The 18,154-nt window shown below is 64.5% G+C and carries 20 protein-coding genes and 1 tRNA gene; 10 read left to right on the top strand and 11 right to left on the bottom strand.

Annotated elements, in window-relative coordinates; translation table 11 throughout:
- Positions 1-34: 34 nt before the first annotated feature.
- Positions 35-832 carry a ParA family protein gene (locus C7441_RS17515; RefSeq protein WP_026060128.1) on the top strand — a complete coding sequence of 266 codons (798 nt, stop codon included), beginning with the start codon at positions 35-37 and terminating at the stop codon, positions 830-832.
- A 29-nt stretch (positions 833-861) separates the two neighbouring features.
- Positions 862-1,737, top strand: coding sequence for a ParB/RepB/Spo0J family partition protein (locus tag C7441_RS17510; protein ID WP_109613988.1), 876 nt, complete (start codon positions 862-864; stop codon positions 1,735-1,737).
- 388 nt (positions 1,738-2,125) lie between these two features.
- Here the strand turns inward: C7441_RS17510 and C7441_RS17505 are convergent, their stop codons facing one another.
- On the bottom strand, positions 2,126-2,581 hold the full coding sequence (locus C7441_RS17505; protein WP_109613987.1) for a cyclic nucleotide-binding domain-containing protein: 456 nt from the start codon (positions 2,579-2,581) through the stop codon (positions 2,126-2,128).
- A 63-nt stretch (positions 2,582-2,644) separates the two neighbouring features.
- Positions 2,645-3,328 carry a response regulator transcription factor gene (locus C7441_RS17500; protein ID WP_019170879.1) on the bottom strand — a complete coding sequence of 228 codons (684 nt, stop codon included), beginning with the start codon at positions 3,326-3,328 and terminating at the stop codon, positions 2,645-2,647.
- Positions 3,329-3,412: 84 nt separating this feature from the next.
- Here C7441_RS17500 and C7441_RS17495 point away from each other — a divergent pair, with 84 nt between their 5' ends.
- Positions 3,413-4,003, top strand: coding sequence for a L,D-transpeptidase family protein (locus C7441_RS17495; protein ID WP_109613986.1), 591 nt, complete (start codon positions 3,413-3,415; stop codon positions 4,001-4,003).
- Between the two features lie 95 nt (positions 4,004-4,098).
- Here the strand turns inward: C7441_RS17495 and C7441_RS17490 are convergent, their stop codons facing one another.
- From C7441_RS17490 to tsaD, 5 genes are read right to left on the bottom strand one after another with little or no spacing between them, the layout of a single operon-like run.
- Positions 4,099-4,698, bottom strand: a complete 600-nt coding sequence (locus tag C7441_RS17490; RefSeq protein WP_109614039.1) for a class I SAM-dependent methyltransferase — start codon at positions 4,696-4,698, stop codon at positions 4,099-4,101.
- A gap of 44 nt (positions 4,699-4,742) precedes the next feature.
- Entirely contained in the window at positions 4,743-5,168 is a 426-nt protein-coding gene (locus tag C7441_RS17485; protein WP_019170876.1) for an EVE domain-containing protein, read from the bottom strand.
- An 11-nt stretch (positions 5,169-5,179) separates the two neighbouring features.
- Positions 5,180-5,476 (bottom strand): YciI-like protein, encoded by a 297-nt coding sequence (locus C7441_RS17480; RefSeq protein ID WP_019170875.1) that lies wholly within the window; start codon positions 5,474-5,476, stop codon positions 5,180-5,182.
- A gap of 25 nt (positions 5,477-5,501) precedes the next feature.
- The gene (locus tag C7441_RS17475) at positions 5,502-6,485 is read right to left on the bottom strand and encodes an NAD(P)H-dependent glycerol-3-phosphate dehydrogenase (RefSeq protein WP_109613985.1); all 984 of its coding nucleotides are present in this window, start codon (positions 6,483-6,485) and stop codon (positions 5,502-5,504) included.
- Positions 6,482-7,564 carry a tRNA (adenosine(37)-N6)-threonylcarbamoyltransferase complex transferase subunit TsaD gene (tsaD, locus tag C7441_RS17470; protein ID WP_210205674.1) on the bottom strand — a complete coding sequence of 361 codons (1,083 nt, stop codon included), beginning with the start codon at positions 7,562-7,564 and terminating at the stop codon, positions 6,482-6,484. Before tsaD ends, C7441_RS17475 begins: the two co-directional genes overlap by 4 nt.
- 99 nt (positions 7,565-7,663) lie before the next feature.
- Between tsaD and hemC the strand changes: the two genes are divergently transcribed.
- From hemC to C7441_RS17440, 6 genes are all read left to right on the top strand, one after another.
- Positions 7,664-8,593: a hydroxymethylbilane synthase gene (gene hemC, locus C7441_RS17465; RefSeq protein ID WP_109613984.1), complete on the top strand. Its 930-nt coding sequence runs from the start codon at positions 7,664-7,666 to the stop codon at positions 8,591-8,593.
- Positions 8,594-9,319 (top strand): uroporphyrinogen-III synthase, encoded by a 726-nt coding sequence (locus C7441_RS17460; protein WP_109613983.1) that lies wholly within the window; start codon positions 8,594-8,596, stop codon positions 9,317-9,319.
- Positions 9,320-9,419: 100 nt separating this feature from the next.
- A complete protein-coding gene (locus C7441_RS17455) occupies positions 9,420-10,868 on the top strand; it encodes a COG4223 family protein (RefSeq protein ID WP_109613982.1) in 1,449 nt (482 codons plus the stop codon).
- Between the two features lie 15 nt (positions 10,869-10,883).
- Positions 10,884-12,479: a heme biosynthesis protein HemY gene (locus tag C7441_RS17450; RefSeq protein ID WP_109613981.1), complete on the top strand. Its 1,596-nt coding sequence runs from the start codon at positions 10,884-10,886 to the stop codon at positions 12,477-12,479.
- A 119-nt stretch (positions 12,480-12,598) separates the two neighbouring features.
- The gene (locus tag C7441_RS17445; RefSeq protein WP_109613980.1) at positions 12,599-13,081 is read left to right on the top strand and encodes a tellurite resistance TerB family protein; all 483 of its coding nucleotides are present in this window, start codon (positions 12,599-12,601) and stop codon (positions 13,079-13,081) included.
- An 8-nt stretch (positions 13,082-13,089) separates the two neighbouring features.
- Positions 13,090-13,800: a glutamine amidotransferase gene (locus C7441_RS17440; protein ID WP_109614037.1), complete on the top strand. Its 711-nt coding sequence runs from the start codon at positions 13,090-13,092 to the stop codon at positions 13,798-13,800.
- Between the two features lie 84 nt (positions 13,801-13,884).
- Here C7441_RS17440 and C7441_RS17435 read toward each other — a convergent pair whose 3' ends face one another.
- Positions 13,885-15,126 (bottom strand): MFS transporter, encoded by a 1,242-nt coding sequence (locus tag C7441_RS17435; RefSeq protein WP_109613979.1) that lies wholly within the window; start codon positions 15,124-15,126, stop codon positions 13,885-13,887.
- 136 nt (positions 15,127-15,262) lie between these two features.
- A complete protein-coding gene (locus C7441_RS24120) occupies positions 15,263-15,424 on the bottom strand; it encodes a hypothetical protein (RefSeq protein ID WP_170125172.1) in 162 nt (53 codons plus the stop codon).
- 585 nt (positions 15,425-16,009) lie between these two features.
- On the opposite strand from C7441_RS24120, the gene C7441_RS17430 reads away from it, so the two are divergent.
- On the top strand, positions 16,010-17,314 hold the full coding sequence (locus C7441_RS17430) for an NCS2 family permease (protein WP_086002565.1): 1,305 nt from the start codon (positions 16,010-16,012) through the stop codon (positions 17,312-17,314).
- A 149-nt stretch (positions 17,315-17,463) separates the two neighbouring features.
- Here C7441_RS17430 and C7441_RS17425 read toward each other — a convergent pair whose 3' ends face one another.
- Together C7441_RS17425 and C7441_RS17420 are read right to left on the bottom strand one after the other, a co-directional pair.
- On the bottom strand, positions 17,464-17,799 hold the full coding sequence (locus C7441_RS17425) for a hypothetical protein (protein WP_170125171.1): 336 nt from the start codon (positions 17,797-17,799) through the stop codon (positions 17,464-17,466).
- Positions 17,800-17,946: 147 nt separating this feature from the next.
- A tRNA-Ala gene (locus tag C7441_RS17420) sits at positions 17,947-18,022 on the bottom strand.
- Positions 18,023-18,154 lie beyond the last annotated feature (132 nt).

Raw genomic sequence — 18,154 nt, 5'->3', positions numbered from 1 at the left:
TCCACCGAACAAGGATCACAACAGAAGCATGATCATGATGACCGGACCCCGTATCATCACCGTGGCAAACCAGAAGGGCGGCGTCGGCAAGACCACCACCGCCATCAATCTCGCCACCGCGCTCGCCGCGATTGGCGAGCGGGTTCTCATTGTCGACCTCGATCCGCAGGGCAATGCCAGCACCGGGCTGGGCATCGATCGCCGTGACCGCTCGGTTTCTTCCTATGATGTCCTGACCGGCAAGATGATGCTGGAGGATGCGGCCGTCCCGACCGCAGTACCCGGACTGTCGATCGTACCGTCGACGCTCGACCTTCTGGGCGTGGAAATGGAAATCGCCGGGGCACCGGACCGGGTGCTGCGCCTGCGCAATGCCGTGCGCGCCTCCTCGCAGCGTGCGGCGAATTTTTCCTACGTGCTGATCGATTGCCCCCCTTCCCTCAATCTGCTGACCCTGAATTCGATGGCGGCGGCGGATTCCGTTCTGGTGCCGTTGCAGTGCGAGTTCTTCGCGCTGGAGGGCCTGAGCCAGCTTCTGGAAACCGTCGATCAGGTGCGCAACTCGATCAATCCGGATCTGGTGATCCAGGGTATCGTCATGACGATGTATGATGGTCGCAACAATCTCGCAAACCAGGTAGTGGAAGACGTGCGGTCCTATATGGGCGAGAAGGTCTACGAGACCATCATCCCACGCAATGTGCGGGTGTCGGAAGCGCCGTCTCACGGTAAGCCGGCCATCCTTTACGATCTCAAATGCTCTGGCAGCCAGGCCTATCTGCAACTTGCCTCCGAAGTCATCCGGCAGGAACGCAAGCTGCGCGCGGCATAGGAACGGCTCCGAAACAGTCTGGACGGATCATGAACGAAGACATTTCGAAAAAACGGCTGGGGCGTGGTCTCGCAGCATTGATCGGGGAAATCGACAAGCCGGCAGCACCCGCGCAGCCGGTGGCGTCGTCCGACAGGCACGTTCCGATCGAATTCGTATCCCCCAATCCGAAGAATCCACGTCGCAGCTTCGGTGATGCGGAACTGACCGATCTGGCCCAATCGATCCGCGAACATGGCGTCGTGCAGCCGGTGGTGGTGCGCCCGTCGCCCGCGCAGTCGGGGCGTTATGAAATCATCGCCGGCGAACGGCGCTGGCGCGCTGCGCAAAGGGCCGGTCTCACCGAAATTCCGGTCATCATCCGCGATGTCAACGACCGTACCGCGCTGGAACTCGCCATCATCGAGAACGTCCAGCGCACCGATCTCAATCCGGTCGAAGAGGCGCTGGGCTATCAGCAGCTCATCGACGAGCACAGCTACACACAGGCCGACCTCGGCCAGGTCATCGGCAAGAGCCGCAGCCATGTCGCCAACACGCTGCGCCTGCTCAAGCTGCCGGACGTGATCCGCGACATGCTGGTGGACGGCCAGCTTTCAGCAGGCCACGCGCGGGCTCTGGTCAGCGCGGCCGATCCGGTCGGCCTTGCCAAGCGCATTGTCGAGGAAGGCCTGTCCGTGCGTCAGGCCGAGATGCTGGCGCAATTGCCGGCCGAGGCGGTGCAGGAAAGCAAGGTTTCCGCGCCGGTCGAGAAGGATGCCGACACGATTGCGCTGGAAAAGCTGCTGTCGGATGTCACCGGCATGCGGGTGGCGATCGCGCACAAGGCCAAGGGTGGGGAAATCCGCATTTCCTATCGCACGCTGGAGCAACTCGACGATTTGTGCCGGCGTCTCAAAGCGTGAGAGCGCCAGCGCGCAACGTCTTTTCGGGATCATATTTTTGGATAGCGATACGGCCGCCTTCGCGGCGGCCACTCGTATGTCAGGCGCAGACAAGGCGTGGAAAAACTGCTTGTTCGGGCAGGTCCGATGGGCGGGATCGGATTGTAAGAACGATGGGGCGCGCGTGCCGCCGCTTCATCGTAACGGCGAACACTTTATTATCTAACCTATTGTTTTCAAATAATTTTCTGATGCCACTTTGTGATCGGAGATAGCACATTTCCGCCGCCTGGGGCAAAGACGCGGAAACCGGATGCTGCATCAGGAAACCGCCATACGCCTCATGGCGGGAAGACCAAGCGTTGTAGCAACAGGCTTCGTCAGGGTTACGGGGCGCCGGACGGAAAAATCAGGGCGTGAAACGCGGCGCCATCGCCTCGATGCGACGGATCAGCGCCTGCAATTCTTCGGTGATGCGCTGATGCAGCCGCACCGCAAGATCGGGATATTCCTCGAGGATGCGGTGGAACATCCTGCGGTTCAGGCGCATCACTTCCGAATCGCTTTCGGCGGCGGCGCTGGTCAGCCGGCGCGTGTCGGCGATGAGCGCCAGTTCGCCGAGAATCGCGCCGGGAGGGATGATTGCGATCGGCGTCCTGTTTTGGTCATGTTCGTGGAACAATATGATGCCGCCGCTGATGACGACATAGGCTGAATCGGCCTCGTCGTCCTCGAGATAGAGCTTGCGCCCGGCCGGTAGACGCATCGTTTCCGTGCCGAAGGCGAGCAGACGCAACTGTTCCTGGCTGAAACCCTCGAAGAGTCTCACGCCGGACAGTATCCGGATGTCGTCATCCAGCGCCATGGTGTCCCCGACTGCTTGGTCTGGCACCCCTCCCCTATGCGGTCCCCCCGAACCGCAAACCGGTCAGGGAACCAGCTTGTATCCGCCGCTTTCTGTCACAAGAATTTCAGCATTGGAAGGATCACGCTCGATCTTCTGGCGCAGCCGGTAGACATGTGTTTCCAGCGTATGCGTGGTGACGCCTGAATTGTAGCCCCAGACTTCTTCCAACAGCACGTCGCGGGTCACCACCTTCTGGTCGGCGCGATAGAGATATTTGATGATCGAGGCCTCCTTTTCGGTCAGGCGCACCTTGGCCCCGCGCTGATCCAGAAGCAGCTTCTGGCTGGGCTTGAAGGTGTAGGGGCCGACCGCGAAGGTCGCGTCCTCGCTCTGTTCATGCTGGCGAAGCTGGGCGCGGATGCGGGCAAGCAGCACCGCGAAGCGGAACGGCTTGGTGACATAGTCGTTGGCGCCGGCCTCGAGGCCGAGGATCGTGTCCGAATCGGTGTCGTGGCCGGTGAGCATGATGATGGGGGCCTTGTAGCCGCCCTTGCGCAGGATCTTCACCGCTTCGCGGCCGTCCATGTCCGGCAGGCCGACATCCATGATGAGGAGATCCACGAGGCCGCCGCGCGCAACCGCCACGCCCTTGGAGGCGCTGGCTTCCTGCAGCACGTCGAACTCCTCATAGAGGGAAAGTTGCTCGACAAGCGTGGAACGCAGGTCTTCGTCGTCGTCGACGATCAGGATGGTGCGTGAACTCATAGATCAATCCGTTGTTTTACATGCGTTATTCTGTTGACCGTTGCCGGTTTATGGCCAAGCTGATCTCCAGAAAAGCCGATCACAGTGATTTGTTCCATGCGATCATACTCTAAAAAACACGAGCGCAATGAGGCGGTTGCAAAAAACCGCAAAAGCCTGAGGATATTGACGGTTCGGGCGCGTCCCGGCCACCCCACGCAAGGTTTCATGAATGTAGGCGGAACCGTTTTCTTCTGCGCGCTGGGGCGTGGCGGGATAACCGCCAACAAGCGCGAGGGCGATGGCCGCACGCCGCTGGCGGCCATGCGCATTCTTTCGGGCTATTTCCGGCGCGATCAGTTCACGGTAAACCGCACGCGGCTTCCCATGCGCGAGATCGACGCCGCGCTCGGCTGGTGCGAAGTGCCCGGCGACCGCAACTACAACCGGCCGGTAAGGCTGCCCTATGCGGCCAGCCACGAATATATGCGTCGCAACGACCGGCTTTATGACGCCTGCCTGGTGCTCGACTGGAACATAAGCCCGCGCCGGCGCGGGCGCGGCAGCGCGATCTTCTTCCATCTCGCCCGCCCGGATTTCTCGCCGACACAGGGCTGCGTGGCGGTCAGCGCGCGCACCATGGCGCGGCTGCTGCCCTATCTCAACGAACGGACGGTGCTGAAAGTGGTACGCTGAAAGCGTCAGCGAAAAGCGGAAACCGGATTTCGGAAAAGATCGGCTCGAACGAATAGATAGACCCCGAGGACAATAACAGGGAAACGTCGTCGGCCTTAACCGAAGCGCCACACCGTGGTGCGCTTGACCTCGGCATCCTCAAGGGCGCGAGTGACCGGAACCTGATAAACGGCGAGTTCGGCAAGCCGTTCCTTCGGCAGGTAGGAACGGCCGGGATCGCCGACCAGAATATCCGCGCCGCGCCGGCGGAGATTGGAAAACCAGCCGACCAGCCTTTCGGCAAAGTCTTTCTGATAGAAAACATCCCCGGCCAGCACGATATCCCAGCCGTCATCCGTGCCGATCGTATCGGTGCCGGTGAACCCCGGCGAAACGCCATTGGCCTCGCCGTTCAGCGTCACCGCCGCCTCGCAAAACGGATCGATATCGGCGGCGATCACCTCGCGCGCGCCGGCCATTGCCGCCGCAATCGCAACCATGCCGGATCCCGACGCAAAATCCAGCACGCGCTTGCCGCGCACGGTTTGCGGGTTGTCCATTATATAGCGGGCCAACCCCTGCCCGCCCGCCCAGGCGAAGGCCCAGAAGGGCGGCGGCAGGCCGATCTCGGCCAGTTCTTCCTCGGTCTTCTCCCACAGTTCATGCGCTTCATCGGCCAGATAGAGCCGGATTTCCGGCACATGCGGCGGCGCCATCAGCGCGGTATTGGTGCGGATGAAGCGCTTTGCGTCTTCGGGCGTCACGGCGCCGGATCGAGCCCGCCCATGCGGCAGACCTCCTGCCACTCGTCGGGGGTCACCGGCTGCACCGAAAGGCGCATCGAGGTGACCAGCGACATTTTCTCGAGCTTCGGATTGGCCTTCGCATCGGCCAGCGTCACCGGACGCGGCATGTCGCGCACGGCGCGCACATCCACGCATTCCCAGCGCGGGTCCTCGGTCGTCGTGTCGTGATGGGCGAGCGCGCAGACCTCGCAGATGCCCACGACCGCCAGCCCCTCATTGGAGTGGTAGAAGAAGCCGAGATCGCCGATCTGCATGGCGCGCATGTTGTTGCGGGCCTGATAGTTGCGCACGCCGTCCCATTGCGAGCCCTTCCTGCCGAGCGCCTTGAGGTCCTCGAAGGAGAATTTGAACGGCTCGGATTTGAACAGCCAGTAATTCATGTCGCAGGTCCTCAGGCACTTGCCGGATTGTTGAACACCCAGTTCCACGGGCGGATTTCGACCGATTCGAACAGACCCGCCCTGGCATAGGGATCGCTCGCGGCAAGATCGGCGGCCGCCTGCCTGTCCCTTGCCTCGATCACGACCAGGCTGCCGCAAGGATTGCCGTCGTCATCCAGGAAGGGTCCCGCGAATTTCAACCTTCCTTCGGCGTTCAGGCCGTTCAGGAACGCGGCGTGGTTCGGCCGCACCTCCATGCGCAGCTGAAGATGATTGGGCTTGTCCTTGCAGATGAACGCAAACAGCATGGAATTTCCGCTCCTGTCTGAAAATCTATTCGGCTTCGTGGCGCAGTGGGCGCGTCATCAGCGCCGTCACCGCTTCCTGAACGGTGATCGATCCCGCGAGTATTTCGGAGACCGTGGTGATGATGGGCGCGCGGATGCCGCGTTCCCGCGTGATGCGGGCGGCAATCGCGGCTGTGGCCACGCCCTCGGCCAGCGGCCGGCCTTCCAGCGGCTCGCCGCGCCCCAGCGCCAGCCCATAGGCGAAGTTGCGCGACTGCGGGGACGAGCAGGTCAGCATCAGGTCGCCGAAGCCGGAAAGCCCCATCAGCGTTTCGGGCCGCGCGCCGAAGGCTTCCCCGATGCGCCGCAGTTCGGCAAAGCCGCGCGTGACGGTGGCGGCCTGCGCGCTGGCGCCGAGCCCGGCCCCGGTGACTGCGCCGGCCGCGATGGCAAATACATTCTTCAGTGCGCCGCCGATCTCGACGCCGATGAGATCGTCGGTCGAATAGCAGCGGAAGCTGCTGGTGGAGAAGCGCTGCGCCAGTCCCGCCGCGAGTTCTTCCTCGCGCGCGGCGATCACCACCGCCGTCGGCAGGCCGCGCGAAACATCGGAGGCAAAGCTCGGACCGGACAGGGCCGCGACCAGATGGTTCGGCACGATCTCGTCGGCGATCTGCGACAGCAGCGTGCCGGTTTCGCGCTCTATGCCCTTGGCGCACAGCACCAGCGGCGCACCGGCCGGCAGATGCGGTTTCGCTGCCGTGAGAACCGAGCGCAGCACTTGCGCCGGCGTGACGATGAGGACGCAATCCGTGCCGTCGAGCGCTCCCGCTAGATCCGTCGTTGCTTCGAGCGCGGGTTCAAGCGCGATGCCGGGCAGATAGCGCGGGTTCTCGCCGCGCCGCAGCGCCTCGACCATTTCGGGATCGCGCGCCCACAGCCGCACGTCATGGCCGGCGCGCGCCGCCGTCAGCCCGAGCGCCGTGCCCCATGCGCCGCCGCCGAGAACGGTTACGCGATAGCCACTCATGCCTTTGCCCCTCTTCTGCCCGAGCCGACCACCGGCACCGAGACGCTATCCAGCGGCCAGCGCGAGCGCGGCACGAAATCCATCGCATCGGGGTCGAGCAGCCCGGCGCGCATGCGCTCGATGCCTGCCCAGGCAATCATCGCCGCATTGTCGGTGCACAGCGCATGCGGCGGCGCGACAAAGGCAAAGCCGTTGTCGGTGCACAGCGTTTCCAGCGTGGCGCGGATCGTCTTGTTGGCGGCGACGCCGCCCGCCACCACCAGCGCGGGGGCGTCCACCGCCGGATATTCCTCGCGGAAGCGGGCCAGCGCACGCGCCACCCGGTCGCCCAGCGCATCCGAAACCGCCGTCTGGAACGAGGCGCAGATATCGGCCACGTCCCGGTCGCTCAGCGGCGCGATCGCGGTCGCCGCTTGCCGCACGGCGGTCTTCAGGCCGGAGAAGGAGAAATCGGGGCGCGCCTCGCCCTTCATCGGGCGCGGAAAGGCAAAGCGGGTTGCATCGCCGGCGGCAGCCGTCCTTTCCACGCTCGGGCCGCCCGGATAGGGCAGGCCGAGCATCTTCGCCGTCTTGTCGAAGGCCTCGCCCAGCGCATCGTCGATGGTCGTCGCCCAGCGCTGATAGTCGCCGACGCCACGCACGAGCAGGATCTGCGTATGGCCGCCGGAAACGAGCAGCAGCAGGTAGGGGAAGGAGAGCCCATCCGTCAGCCGCGCCGTCAGCGCGTGGCCTTCCAGATGGTTGACGGCAATCAGTGGCTTGCCGGCAGCGGCGGCGATTGCCTTGGCCGTCATCAGCCCGACGATCAGCCCGCCCACGAGGCCCGGCCCGGCGGTGGCGGCAATGGCGTCGATGTCCGAGAGCTTTGTGCCTGCGTCGGCTAGGGCTGCTTCCACGATGCCGTCGAGGGCTTCGACATGGGCGCGCGCTGCGATTTCCGGCACCACCCCGCCAAAGGCGGCATGATCCTCGATCTGGCTCAGCACGACATTGGACAGGATGTGCGGCGCGTCCTCGCCCAGCGCCACCACGCTGGCGGCGGTTTCGTCGCAGCTTGTCTCGATCCCGAGTATGCGGATCATGGCGTCATTTCGTTCCATTGCCCGGCCGTCATTTCCCCGATAGGAGAATAGGGGAGAATTCCCCGCTCGCCGGGTGGGTATCACGGACGGAGCGCCATGCAAACAAAAGCCTTGAAAATCGGAACGCGCGCCAGCCCGCTGGCGCTGGCACAGGCGCATGAGACGCGCGACCGGCTGATGGCCGCGCATGGCCTGAGCGAAGACGCGTTCGAGATCGTGCCCCTCACCACCACAGGCGACCAGATCCTGGACAAGCCGCTGTCGGAAGTCGGCGGCAAGGGGCTGTTCACCAAGGAACTGGAGGATGCGCTGTTCGACGGGCGCATCGATATCGCCGTCCATTCCTCCAAGGACATGGCGACGGTGCTGCCGGATGGCCTGGAGGCTACCGTCTTCCTGCCGCGCGAGGACGTGCGCGACACCTTCATCGGCAAGCTCGCGCCTTCCATCGCCGAGCTGCCGCATGGCGCAACCGTTGGCTCTTCGTCGCTGCGCCGGCAGTCGCTGATCCGCCGCATGCGACCCGACCTCAACGTCATCATCTTTCGCGGCAACGTGCAGACGCGCCTGCGCAAGCTGGATGAAGGCATCGCCGCCGGCACCCTGCTTGCCTATGCGGGCTTGCGCCGGCTGGGCCTCACCCACATCATCACGGACCTGATGCCGCTGGATATGTTCCCGCCGGCGCCCGGCCAGGGCGCCATCGGCATCGAGTTTCGCTCGGCCGACAGGTCGATCAGGGAAATGCTGTCGGCCATCCATGATGCCCCGACCGGCCATGCGCTGACTTGCGAGCGCGCCTATCTGCGGGCGCTTGACGGGTCCTGCCGCACGCCGATTGCCGGCCACGCGGTGGTCGACGGCGACCGATTGTTCTTCAAGGGCATCATCCTGTCGCTCGACGGACAGGAGGCGCATGAGGTGGAGCGCGAAGGCAAGGTTTCGGACGCCGAAGCCATCGGCCGCGCCGCCGGCGAGGATGTGCGCGGCAGAGCCGGCCCCAAGTTCTTCGAGGCGTGGGGCTGAATGGCCGGCCGCGTGCTGGTGACGCGCCCCGAACCGGGGGCGTCGGCTACTGCCGCGCGGCTGAAGCAGGCGGGCTATGAAGCGGTGCTTTTGCCGCTGTCGCGCACCGTTGCGCTGCCGGTCGACCTTGAGGCGGTTCACGGTCCTTTCGATGCAGTTGCCGTCACCAGCGCCAATGCGCTTTCCCATGCGCCGCGCGAGCTGATCGACATGCTGTCCCGGACACGGTGCCTCGCTGTCGGCGCCAGAACGGCGAAGGCCGCGCGCGATGCCGGCTTTGCCGCCGTGGACAATGGGCCGGGCGATGCCGCCGGGCTGGCGCAGGCGATCGTCGCCGAGCTGCCCGCAGGCGCGCGCATCGCCTATCTGGCCGGGCGCGTGCGCATGCCGGATTTCGAGAGGCATATGCGCGAGGCCGGGTTTGCGCTGCAGGCGATCGAAACCTATGACACCGACCGGCTGCAGCCTTCCGAAACGGCGTTGCGCGACCTGCTCGAAAATGACGCACCGGATGCGGTGCTGCTCTATTCGGCAAAGGCTGCGGAGGCATTCGCCATGCTTGCGCACGCCCATCCGCGTCTTGCCGCAGGCGCGCTGCTGTGCCTTTCGCCGCGTGTCGCCGCCAGCCTGCAGGGGCTTGAGGGGGCACATATCTTCACCGCCGCCACGCCCGACGAGGATGCGCTTCTGGCGCGCCTGGCGGCAGCATCTCCGGCCGTTTCATGACGCTTGTCTTTTTTCACGCGAGGCTGGTGTGCTACTGATCCCCTTCACGGTTCCTCTTTCCGGGAATTTCTGACAGCGACACTCATTGCGGAGTTCTCTTATGGTCAAGACGCCGAGCGCGCGGCACTCCAGGACACATCGGGAACCGGTGACGATAGAACTGGAACCGGGCGCGGTTTCACGCATTTCGGACCCGGAAAAGAAGCAATCCGAGCCGACCGAAGCGAAAGCTTCTTCCCAATCGTCAAAGCCGCAGGAACCCGCAATGGCCGAAAAGACCGTCGAAACGCCGGCCGCTTCGGCCAAACCGGAAGAAAAGCCCAAGGCAGCTTCAGAGCAGCCGAAGACTGGAACGTCCGATGCCGGCAAGAAACCGGAGAGCGCTTCCGCCCCCTCCTCCGAGGCCCGGAAACCGCAATCCGCGGCCACCGCTTCCGACCGGCAGCCGCCGCAGAAGCCTGCATCGCCCGCGGCCGCGCCGCAGCCGCGCCGCAGCGGATTTCCGCCGCTTGCCGCCGGCATTGTCGGTGGGGTGATCGCGCTGGCGGGTGCGGGCGCGCTGCAATATTCCGGTGTCCTGCCGGCTCCCGGCTCGAATGGCGGGGTGGCGCAGTCGCAGATCGATTCGCTGCGCGCCGAGTTTTCGGGCATGCAACAGGACATCACGGCGCTGAAGAACGCCGGCAGCCAGCCCGACACGCAGCTTGCCGGCCAGGTCGAGACGGTGACGAAGTCGCTCGACGCGGTGAAGGCCGACCTTGCCAATCTGCGCGAGAGCGCGGCACCCGCCACCGGCGACGAGGCCGGGCTGCAGGCGCTGGATGGCCGCGTCAGGGAAACCGAGGCGGCGATCGCCGCGCTGCGCGAGCAGCAGGGGGCAAGCCAGGCCGCTTCCGGCGATCTTGCCGCCCTTGGCGAGCGCATTGCCGGCGTCGAGGCGCTGGCCAGGAGCGGCGGCGAAGCCATGACCGCCGCGGATGGCAAGATTTCCGCGCTCGAGCAGAAGGTGAACGACCTGTCGGGCAAGGTGGAGGCGCAGGCCGGCCAGCCCAAGGTGGCGCTGGCCATCGCGTCGTCGGCGCTCAAGTCGGCGGTCGAGCGCGGCGCGCCCTTCGAGGCCGAACTCGAGACATTCGCGGCCATCGCGCCCGATGCATCCGGCATCGCGCAATTGCGGACCTATGCGCAGAGCGGCGTTCCCACGCTCGCCGACATCCAGGCCGAAACCAAGCCGGCCATCCAGGCAATGATCGCCGCCGCGAAGCCGGTGGACGAGAAGGCGGGCGTGCTCGACAGGCTGGTTACCAGCGCGCAGTCGCTGGTGGCAGTGCGCCCGGTCGGGCCCGTCGAGGGTGCGGGCGTGCCGGAAACCACCGCACGCATCGAATATGCGATCAAGTCGGGTGAACTGGACAAGGCGCTCGCCGAATTCGAGACGCTGCCCGAGGCGGCAAAGACCGCCGGCGCCGGGCTTGCCGACAAGATCCGCGCCCGTGTCGAGGCGCAGAAGCTGGTCGATCAGGCGGTTGCCGGCGCGATGAAGGGTTAAGGGGAAAAGACGCAGATGATCCGCATTCTTTTCTTCCTGCTCGTCGTTTTCCTGCTCGGGCTCGGCTTTGCCTGGCTGGCCGACCGTCCCGGCGACATGGTGGTGACCTTCAACGGCTATGAATATGAGGTCAAGCTCATCACTGCCGCCGTTGCGGTCACGGCCATCGTGGCGGCCATCATGCTTTTGTGGTGGCTGACCAAGTCGATCTGGAACAGTCCCTACACCATTGCCCGCTATTTCCGCGTGCGCCAGCGCGACCGGGGCTATCAGGCGCTGTCCACCGGCATGATCGCGGCGGGTGCCGGCGATGCGGCGCTGGCGCGCAAGATGAACAAGCAGGCGGCCAAGCTGATCCGCTCCGATCAGGAACCGCTGATCAACCTGCTCGATGCGCAGGCCTCCCTGCTGGAAGGCGATCACGAGGCCGCGCGCGGCAAGTTCGAAGCCATGCTGGACGATCCGGAAATGCGGCTGCTGGGTTTGCGCGGGCTCTATCTCGAGGCCGAGCGCCTTGGCCATCGCGAAGCGGCCCGCCACTATGCCAGCCGCGCCGCCGATGTTGCGCCGCAACTTGGCTGGGCATCGGAATCGACGCTGGAGGAAAAGGTCGAGCGCGGCGACTGGGACGGCGCACTCAAGATCGTCGAGACGCAGAAATCCACCCGTCAGGTCGATGCCGCCGCCGCCAACCGCCGCCGCGCCGTGCTGCTGACGGCCAAGGCCATGTCCGTTCTCGACACCGACCTTCCCACGGCCAAGCAGGCGGGCATCGAGGCCGACCGGCTGGCGCCCGGCTTCGCGCCGGCGGCACTGGTCGCCGCCCGCGCGCTGTTCCGGCAGGACGATATCCGCAAGGGTTCCAAAATCCTCGAGGCGGCATGGAGGGCCGAGCCGCATCCGGAAATCGCGGATCTCTATATCCGCGCGCGGCCGGCCGATGCCGCGCTGGATCGTCTGGCGCGCGCGCAGCGCCTGCAGTCGCTCAAGCAGAACAATCCCGAATCCTCGCTCGCGGTGGCGCGGGCCGCGCTCGATGCGGGCGAGTACAAGATCGCGCGCGACGCGGTCGAGGCAGCCATCCGCATGCGGCCGACCGAAAGCGCCTATCTGCTCCTTGCCGACATAGAGGAGGCTGAGACCGGTGATCAGGGCAAGGTGCGCCAGCTTCTCGGCAAGGCGATGCGCGCGCCGCGCGATCCGGCCTGGGTGGCTGACGGTTTTGTCTCCCAGCGCTGGGCGCCCGCCTCGCCGGTCACCGGCAAGGTCGATGCCTTTGAATGGCGTGCGCCGGTCGAAAGGCTTGGCCAGATGATCGAATCTGACGAGGAAATCGCCGCCACGGTCCGCCCGGCCATCGAAGCGCCGGAAAAGGCTGAAGAGGTCGAAGAGGTCGAAGTGATCCGGCCCCTTGCGCCTGTCGCCAGCGAAAAGCCGGCTGAGGCAACCAGGCCCGCGGAGGCCAGGGAGCCTGCATCCAATCCGCCTGAAACGGCGGTGACGGATGCGGTGGCGGAAGAAAAATGGCAATCGCCGCGCTTGCCGGACGACCCCGGCGTGCAGGAGGAAGAGGCTTCGGAACAAAGCCAAAGCCGCTTCCGTTTGTTCTGACGGGTGGCTGACCACCGGAAAGTCGTGCCGGCGCAGATTTCGGCTTTCGCCTGTCCTGCCGCGATGGACAGGCGCAACCGCGACGCGATAGTTTTGTCGCGAAGTGAGGGAGTGCAGTGATGTTCGACCGCGTTCTGTCCTTTTTCAGGGACCTCCCCGCCGGCATGACGGGTGCGGGCACGCTGCATGCCGATGACCCGCGCGTGGCCGCCACCGCCCTGCTCTATCATGTCATGAATGCCGACGGGGTGCGTCAGGACGCCGAATGGGAGCGGTTGAAAGACGTCCTTTCGCAGGCCTATGGCGCCAGTGGCACGGAACTGGACGCGCTCGTCACGGCGGGTGAAAAGGCGGAGCGCGAGGCCATCGACCTTTATGCCTTCACCAGCGTCCTCATGCGTCGCCTCGACGAGCCGGCGCGCGTCGAGTTCATCCGTCTGATGTGGGAAATCGTCTATGCCGACGGTGAGGTGCACGAACTGGAAGACAACATCATCTGGCGCGTGGCCGAGCTTCTGGGCGTCGCCCGGCACGACCGTATAGCCATGCGCCGCCAGGTCGCCGGCGCGAAAACCGGTGACGCCTCCGACGAACAGGTTTGATGCCATCCATGCCGCCAGCCCATCGGCCGAAAATCCTCGTTGTCCTGCACCAGGAAACCTCCAGCCCCGGCCGCGTCGGCCATCTCCTGCTGGAAAGCGGTTTCGACCTCGACATCAGACGGCCGCCGCTTGGCGACCCGCTACCGGAAACCCTTGCCGGTCATGCCGGAGCGGTGATGTTCGGCGGTCCGATGAGCGCCAACGACACGGATGAATTCGTGCGGCGCGAAACCGAGTGGCTGGCGGTGCCACTCAAGGAAAACCGGCCCTTTCTCGGCATCTGCCTGGGCGCGCAGATGCTGGTCAATCATCTCGGCGGCAAGGTCGAGGGCCATGGCGAGGGTCAGGTCGAGATCGGCTGGTATCCGCTCAGGGCGACCGAGGAAGGCCGCAGGATGATGCACTGGCCGGAGATGGTCTACCAGTTCCATCGCGAAGGTTTTTCGCTGCCCTCCGGTGCAAAGCTTCTGGCCACCGCCGAAACCTACCCGAACCAGGCCTTCCGCTATGGCGATAACGCCTGGGGCATCCAGTTCCATGCGGAGCTGACGCGCATGATGATGCATCGCTGGGTCGTGCATGGAGCGCACCGCTTCGAATTGCCCGGCGCGCAGCCCGGCCGCGATCATCTCGGCGGCCGGCTGATCTGGGACATGCATCTGAAACGCTGGCTGACGGAATTCCTGCACACCGTATTCGGCCGGCCGGAGCCGCGCTGATTTCTTCGGGTGGGATCATGGTCTAACTGATTGATTTTACCGCATGTATGCGATGCTAGGTGATTCCACCCGGCTGCAACGTGCTCAGTGCCTGCCGCCAAGATGGCGCACCTTGCGCAGCTCGGGAAAGATGACCGCCCACAGGCCGGCCACGGCTACCGCGCCCACGCCGCCCACCACAACCGCAGGCACGGTGCCGATGAAGGCGGCCATGGTGCCGGCGCGGAATTCACCAAGCTCGTTGGATGCGCCGACGAAGACGCCGTTGACGGCGTTGACGCGCCCGCGCACCTCGTCCGGCGTCCACAACTGGATCAGCGTTTCGCGCACATAGACGCTGATCATGTCGGTTGCGCCGAGCAACGCAAGCGCCGCGATCGACAGCCAGGTTACCGTCGACAGGCCGAAGACGACCGTGACGGCGCCGAACAGCGCGACGAAAAACAGCATGATCGCGCCGGCATGGTCGCGGATCGGATGGCCGGCCAGCCACACGGCGACCGTCAGTGCGCCGACACCGGGGGCCGAACGCAGCAGGCCGAGCCCCCAGGGCCCGAGATCGAGAATGTCGCGCGCATAGACCGGCAACAGCGCGGTGGCGCCGGACAGCAGAACCGCGAACAGGTCGAGCGAGATCGCGCCGAGAACGACTTTTTCACCCCATATATAGCGGAAACCGGCGAACAGCGTTTCCAGCGTCGCCTTCTGCGCGGCGCTGGTTTGCGCGGGCTTGGGGATCGACAGCACCAGCAGGCTCGCCACCAGCATGAGGAGAACGGCCGTGCCATAGGCGGCCTCGGACGAAAGCCCGTAGAGCAGGCCGCCCGCGACGGGGCCGACGATCGTTGCCGTCTGCCAGGCCGAGGAATTCCAGGCCACCGCGTTGGCGAAATCCTCGCTCGGAACGAGATTGGCCACCAGCGAGGCGGAGGCCGGGCCGAAGAAGGCGCGTGCCGTGCCGAATACGACCAGCACCGCAAAGACGGGGAGAGGCCCGGCAAGACCGTGCCATGTGAGAAACAGCAGCGCCAGCGCGCACAAAGCTTCCAGCATCGCCGCCAGCCCCATGATGAGGCGGCGGCCGAACTTGTCGGCGACCACGCCGGTGATCAGCACCAGAAGCAATGCCGGCGCGAACTGGATGATGCCGACGAGGCCGAGATCGAACGGATCGCGTGTCAGGTCGTAGATTTGCCAGCCGACGGCCACGGACACGATCTGCGTGGCGAAGGTGGTCAGAAAACGCGCCGCCCAGAAACGGAGGAAGGCCCCGTGGCGAAAAGCGGCGTATCGTTGATAAGCGTCCGGATCGGCTGCGGCGGGCATGGGGAAGCTTCGTTTGAACTGGCGATTGACGGCTTTCTGCGCTTCGCGGCCGCGACCATAAACGAGTTTTTCGCCTTGTGCGGCTTTTTTGCCATGCGCCCCGCTTTTGCGGCTACCGGGTGGAGGCTCCGTCTTCTCAGTTCGCCCTGTCGTCCAGGGCAATCAGCACGCTGGCGATAGCGGCACCCGCGGCAAAGCCGATCAGCAGGCCCTGTACCGGCCGGCCGATCCAGGCGCCGATGGCAAGGCCCACCAGCGAACATGCCGCGAGGCAGCCGCCGAAGGCCAGCGCATTCATGTCCCCGGGCTCCGGCGTCGGGCCGTCGTTCGGCGGGGCGGCGGCAGGAGCAGTACGGGAGCCGCCGCTTCTCGAATGGTGTTCTCGGCGATGATGCGATGGATCGTGTAGACAGCCAGCACCAGCAGCAAGGGTCGCATTGCCAAAGCACCTCCTGTTTCAGCATTATGCGGGTCGGAAATCAGGGTGGAGAGGCCGGGGCAAAACCCGTCAGGCCACGCCGTAAAACATGCGGCTTCCCGAGGGAAACCGAGGCAATATTCAAGGCGATAAGACTTCTGAAGCCGAAGAGTTCCCGCTGCTTTCCGGAATGCCGGACTGGCTGCGCCGGCATCATGGATTGTTCAGCAAATTGATAAACTGCTTTTAGAAGAAGCAGTAATGACGGTACTTGTGCCGTCAAAACAATGGGCAGAAGTTAGCGCGGTTTGTGCAAGCGCCAGTTTGCACGCGAAAGTTGCGGTTCCGTACCGGCCGGGAAGAGGACGCCATTTGCGGCGTTGGGCTGGCGATCCCGCGCAGGCGGCCATTGTGTGCCTGCGGGGGTCGTGAAGGTGGGGCCGCCATATGTCGGCCGCGGGCCGCATGGGAGGGAAGCGAGTGCTGGAAAACTACTTCAACCTGAAGGAACAGGGCACGTCGGTGCGCACGGAAGTGATCGCCGGCATCACCACGTTCCTGACGATGTCCTACATCATTTTCGTCAATCCGGAGATCCTGTCCTCTACGGGCATGGATCGCAATGCGGTGTTCGTCGCCACCTGCCTGGCTGCGGCGCTCGGTTCACTCATCATGGCGCTGGTGGCGAAATGGCCGATCGGCATGGCGCCGGGCATGGGGCTCAACGCGTTCTTCGCCTTCACCGTGGTTGGCGCCATGGGCTTCAGCTGGCAGCAGGCGCTGGGCTGCGTGTTCATCTCGGGCGTCATCTTCGTGGTGCTCACCGTCACCGGCGTGCGAAGCTGGCTGGTCGCAGGCATTCCCCATTCGATGCGCAGTGCGGTGGCCGCCGGTATCGGCCTGTTCCTGGCCATCATCGCGCTGAAAAGCTCGGGCCTCGTGGTCGGGAATGAAGCCACCCTCGTGGCGATGGGCGACGTCACCCAGACCGGGCCGCTGCTGGCGATCCTCGGCTTCTTCATCATCGCCGCCCTTGATGGGCTCAAGGTGCGCGGAGCCATCCTGATCGGCATCCTCATCATCACCGCGCTTTCCATGGCGCTCGGGGTCAGCCAGTTCGGCGGTGTCGTGTCGATGCCCCCGAGCATCGCGCCCACCTTCTTCCAGCTCGACATCGTCGGCGCGCTGCACGGCGGTCTTGTCCATGTCATCCTGGTGTTCGTGCTGGTCGAGGTGTTCGACGCCACCGGCACGCTGATCGGCGTGGCCAAGCGCGCCGGCCTGATCGAGGAAGGCAAGCCGAACCGTCTCGGTCGCGCCCTGCTTGCCGACAGCACCGCAATCGTCGCCGGCTCGGTGCTGGGCACCAGCAGCACCACGGCCTATGTCGAGAGCGCTTCAGGCGTGCAGGCGGGCGGCCGCACCGGCCTCACCGCGCTGGTGGTGGCCGTGCTGTTCCTGGCCGCGCTGTTCTTCTCGCCGCTGGCGGGCGCCGTGCCTGTCTATGCCACCGCGCCTGCCCTGCTCTATGTCGCCTGTCTGATGCTGCGCGAACTGGTGGATGTGGAATGGGGCGATGTCACCGAGGCCGCGCCGGCAGCCCTTACCGCGCTGATGATGCCGTTCACCTATTCGATCGCCAACGGCCTGGCCTTCGGCTTCATCAGCTACGCCGTGCTGAAGGCCATTACCGGCCAGCCGGGCAAGGTGCATCCGGCCACCTGGCTGGTGGCGGCGCTGTTCGTGATACGGTTCGCTTTCTTTGCATAGAGGCTGCGCGTTCGTGCCAGGTCGAAGCCGACAAGGGCGGCGCGCGGAATGATCCGCGCGCCGTTTGCGTTGTGGCGCCGCCGCATGGCTGCAACGGCCATGAAAAAAGGACCGCTTGAGGCGACCCTTCGGACATGAGAGCCGATCCGTTATTCGGTGATCGTGTATTCGCCCAGTTCACACAGGTCCTGCATGTCGGTGGTCGTGTCGAGGTCGGAATCCTCGTCGAACTCGAACTTCATGTCGTATTTGCACACGTCACGACCGTCGGCGATCGTCACGCGAACGCTTTCGCCCGGCTCGAGCACATCGCGGCCCAGAACGTCTTCCTCCCATTCGCCGACATTGATCGGCGAGGTGTGGAAACGCGTCATCACGGAATTGGTGCCGTTCTTGAGGGTGAATACCAGATCTTCGGCGTTCGCAGTCCCCACCGAAGCAATTCCCGCCACTGCAAAAGCTGCAGCGAACATATAAAGTTTCATAGTATTAATATCCCCAGCCCATAATTGAGCGAGCGAGATATAAGCTTACTCAAACTGAGCGCAAGGTGAATTATTTTGATTGCGGGATAATAATAGAAAGAAGAATTGCTGCATATAGTCGGGATTTCGTAGAAAAAATAAATCCGCTGGTGGAGCTGAGGGGGATCGAACCCCTGACCTCGTCATTGCGAACGACGCGCTCTCCCAGCTGAGCTACAGCCCCATTCAGCGGATGGCGGGCATTTAGGGTTGACGGCCGCTTTCTGTCAAGCAGGTAGTTGGGCCACACGAAACGAGACCTGCCGCAGGACTTGTCGCCCGCGCTTCCAGTCGCTACATCTCGCCAATTCAACGG

The organism is Pseudaminobacter salicylatoxidans (assembly GCF_003148475.1).
Taxonomy (GTDB): Bacteria; Pseudomonadota; Alphaproteobacteria; order Rhizobiales; family Rhizobiaceae; genus Pseudaminobacter; species Pseudaminobacter salicylatoxidans.
The sequence above is the reverse complement of the archived record's forward strand: the minus strand, read 5'-3'. Positions and strand labels throughout refer to the sequence as shown.

Bases quoted from the DNA above. Each gene is read 5' to 3' on its own strand.
- C7441_RS17475 (WP_109613985.1), bottom strand. From the start codon at position 6,485: ATGAGTGGCTATCGCGTAACCGTTCTCGGCGGCGGCGCATGGGGCACG.
- C7441_RS17460 (WP_109613983.1), top strand. From the start codon at position 8,594: ATGGCCGGCCGCGTGCTGGTGACGCGCCCCGAACCGGGGGCGTCGGCT.
- C7441_RS17440 (WP_109614037.1), top strand. From the start codon at position 13,090: ATGCCGCCAGCCCATCGGCCGAAAATCCTCGTTGTCCTGCACCAGGAA.
- C7441_RS17480 (WP_019170875.1), bottom strand. From the start codon at position 5,476: ATGCTGTTTGCGTTCATCTGCAAGGACAAGCCCAATCATCTTCAGCTG.
- C7441_RS17430 (WP_086002565.1), top strand. From the start codon at position 16,010: ATGGGAGGGAAGCGAGTGCTGGAAAACTACTTCAACCTGAAGGAACAG.
- C7441_RS17450 (WP_109613981.1), top strand. From the start codon at position 10,884: ATGATCCGCATTCTTTTCTTCCTGCTCGTCGTTTTCCTGCTCGGGCTC.
- C7441_RS17455 (WP_109613982.1), top strand. From the start codon at position 9,420: ATGGTCAAGACGCCGAGCGCGCGGCACTCCAGGACACATCGGGAACCG.
- C7441_RS17485 (WP_019170876.1), bottom strand. From the start codon at position 5,168: ATGAATTACTGGCTGTTCAAATCCGAGCCGTTCAAATTCTCCTTCGAG.
- C7441_RS24120 (WP_170125172.1), bottom strand. From the start codon at position 15,424: ATGAATGCGCTGGCCTTCGGCGGCTGCCTCGCGGCATGTTCGCTGGTG.
- C7441_RS17445 (WP_109613980.1), top strand. From the start codon at position 12,599: ATGTTCGACCGCGTTCTGTCCTTTTTCAGGGACCTCCCCGCCGGCATG.
- C7441_RS17435 (WP_109613979.1), bottom strand. From the start codon at position 15,126: ATGCCCGCCGCAGCCGATCCGGACGCTTATCAACGATACGCCGCTTTT.
- C7441_RS17505 (WP_109613987.1), bottom strand. From the start codon at position 2,581: ATGGCGCTGGATGACGACATCCGGATACTGTCCGGCGTGAGACTCTTC.
- C7441_RS17490 (WP_109614039.1), bottom strand. From the start codon at position 4,698: ATGGCGCCGCCGCATGTGCCGGAAATCCGGCTCTATCTGGCCGATGAA.
- hemC (WP_109613984.1), top strand. From the start codon at position 7,664: ATGCAAACAAAAGCCTTGAAAATCGGAACGCGCGCCAGCCCGCTGGCG.
- C7441_RS17425 (WP_170125171.1), bottom strand. From the start codon at position 17,799: ATGAAACTTTATATGTTCGCTGCAGCTTTTGCAGTGGCGGGAATTGCT.
- C7441_RS17510 (WP_109613988.1), top strand. From the start codon at position 862: ATGAACGAAGACATTTCGAAAAAACGGCTGGGGCGTGGTCTCGCAGCA.
- C7441_RS17515 (WP_026060128.1), top strand. From the start codon at position 35: ATGATGACCGGACCCCGTATCATCACCGTGGCAAACCAGAAGGGCGGC.
- C7441_RS17500 (WP_019170879.1), bottom strand. From the start codon at position 3,328: ATGAGTTCACGCACCATCCTGATCGTCGACGACGACGAAGACCTGCGT.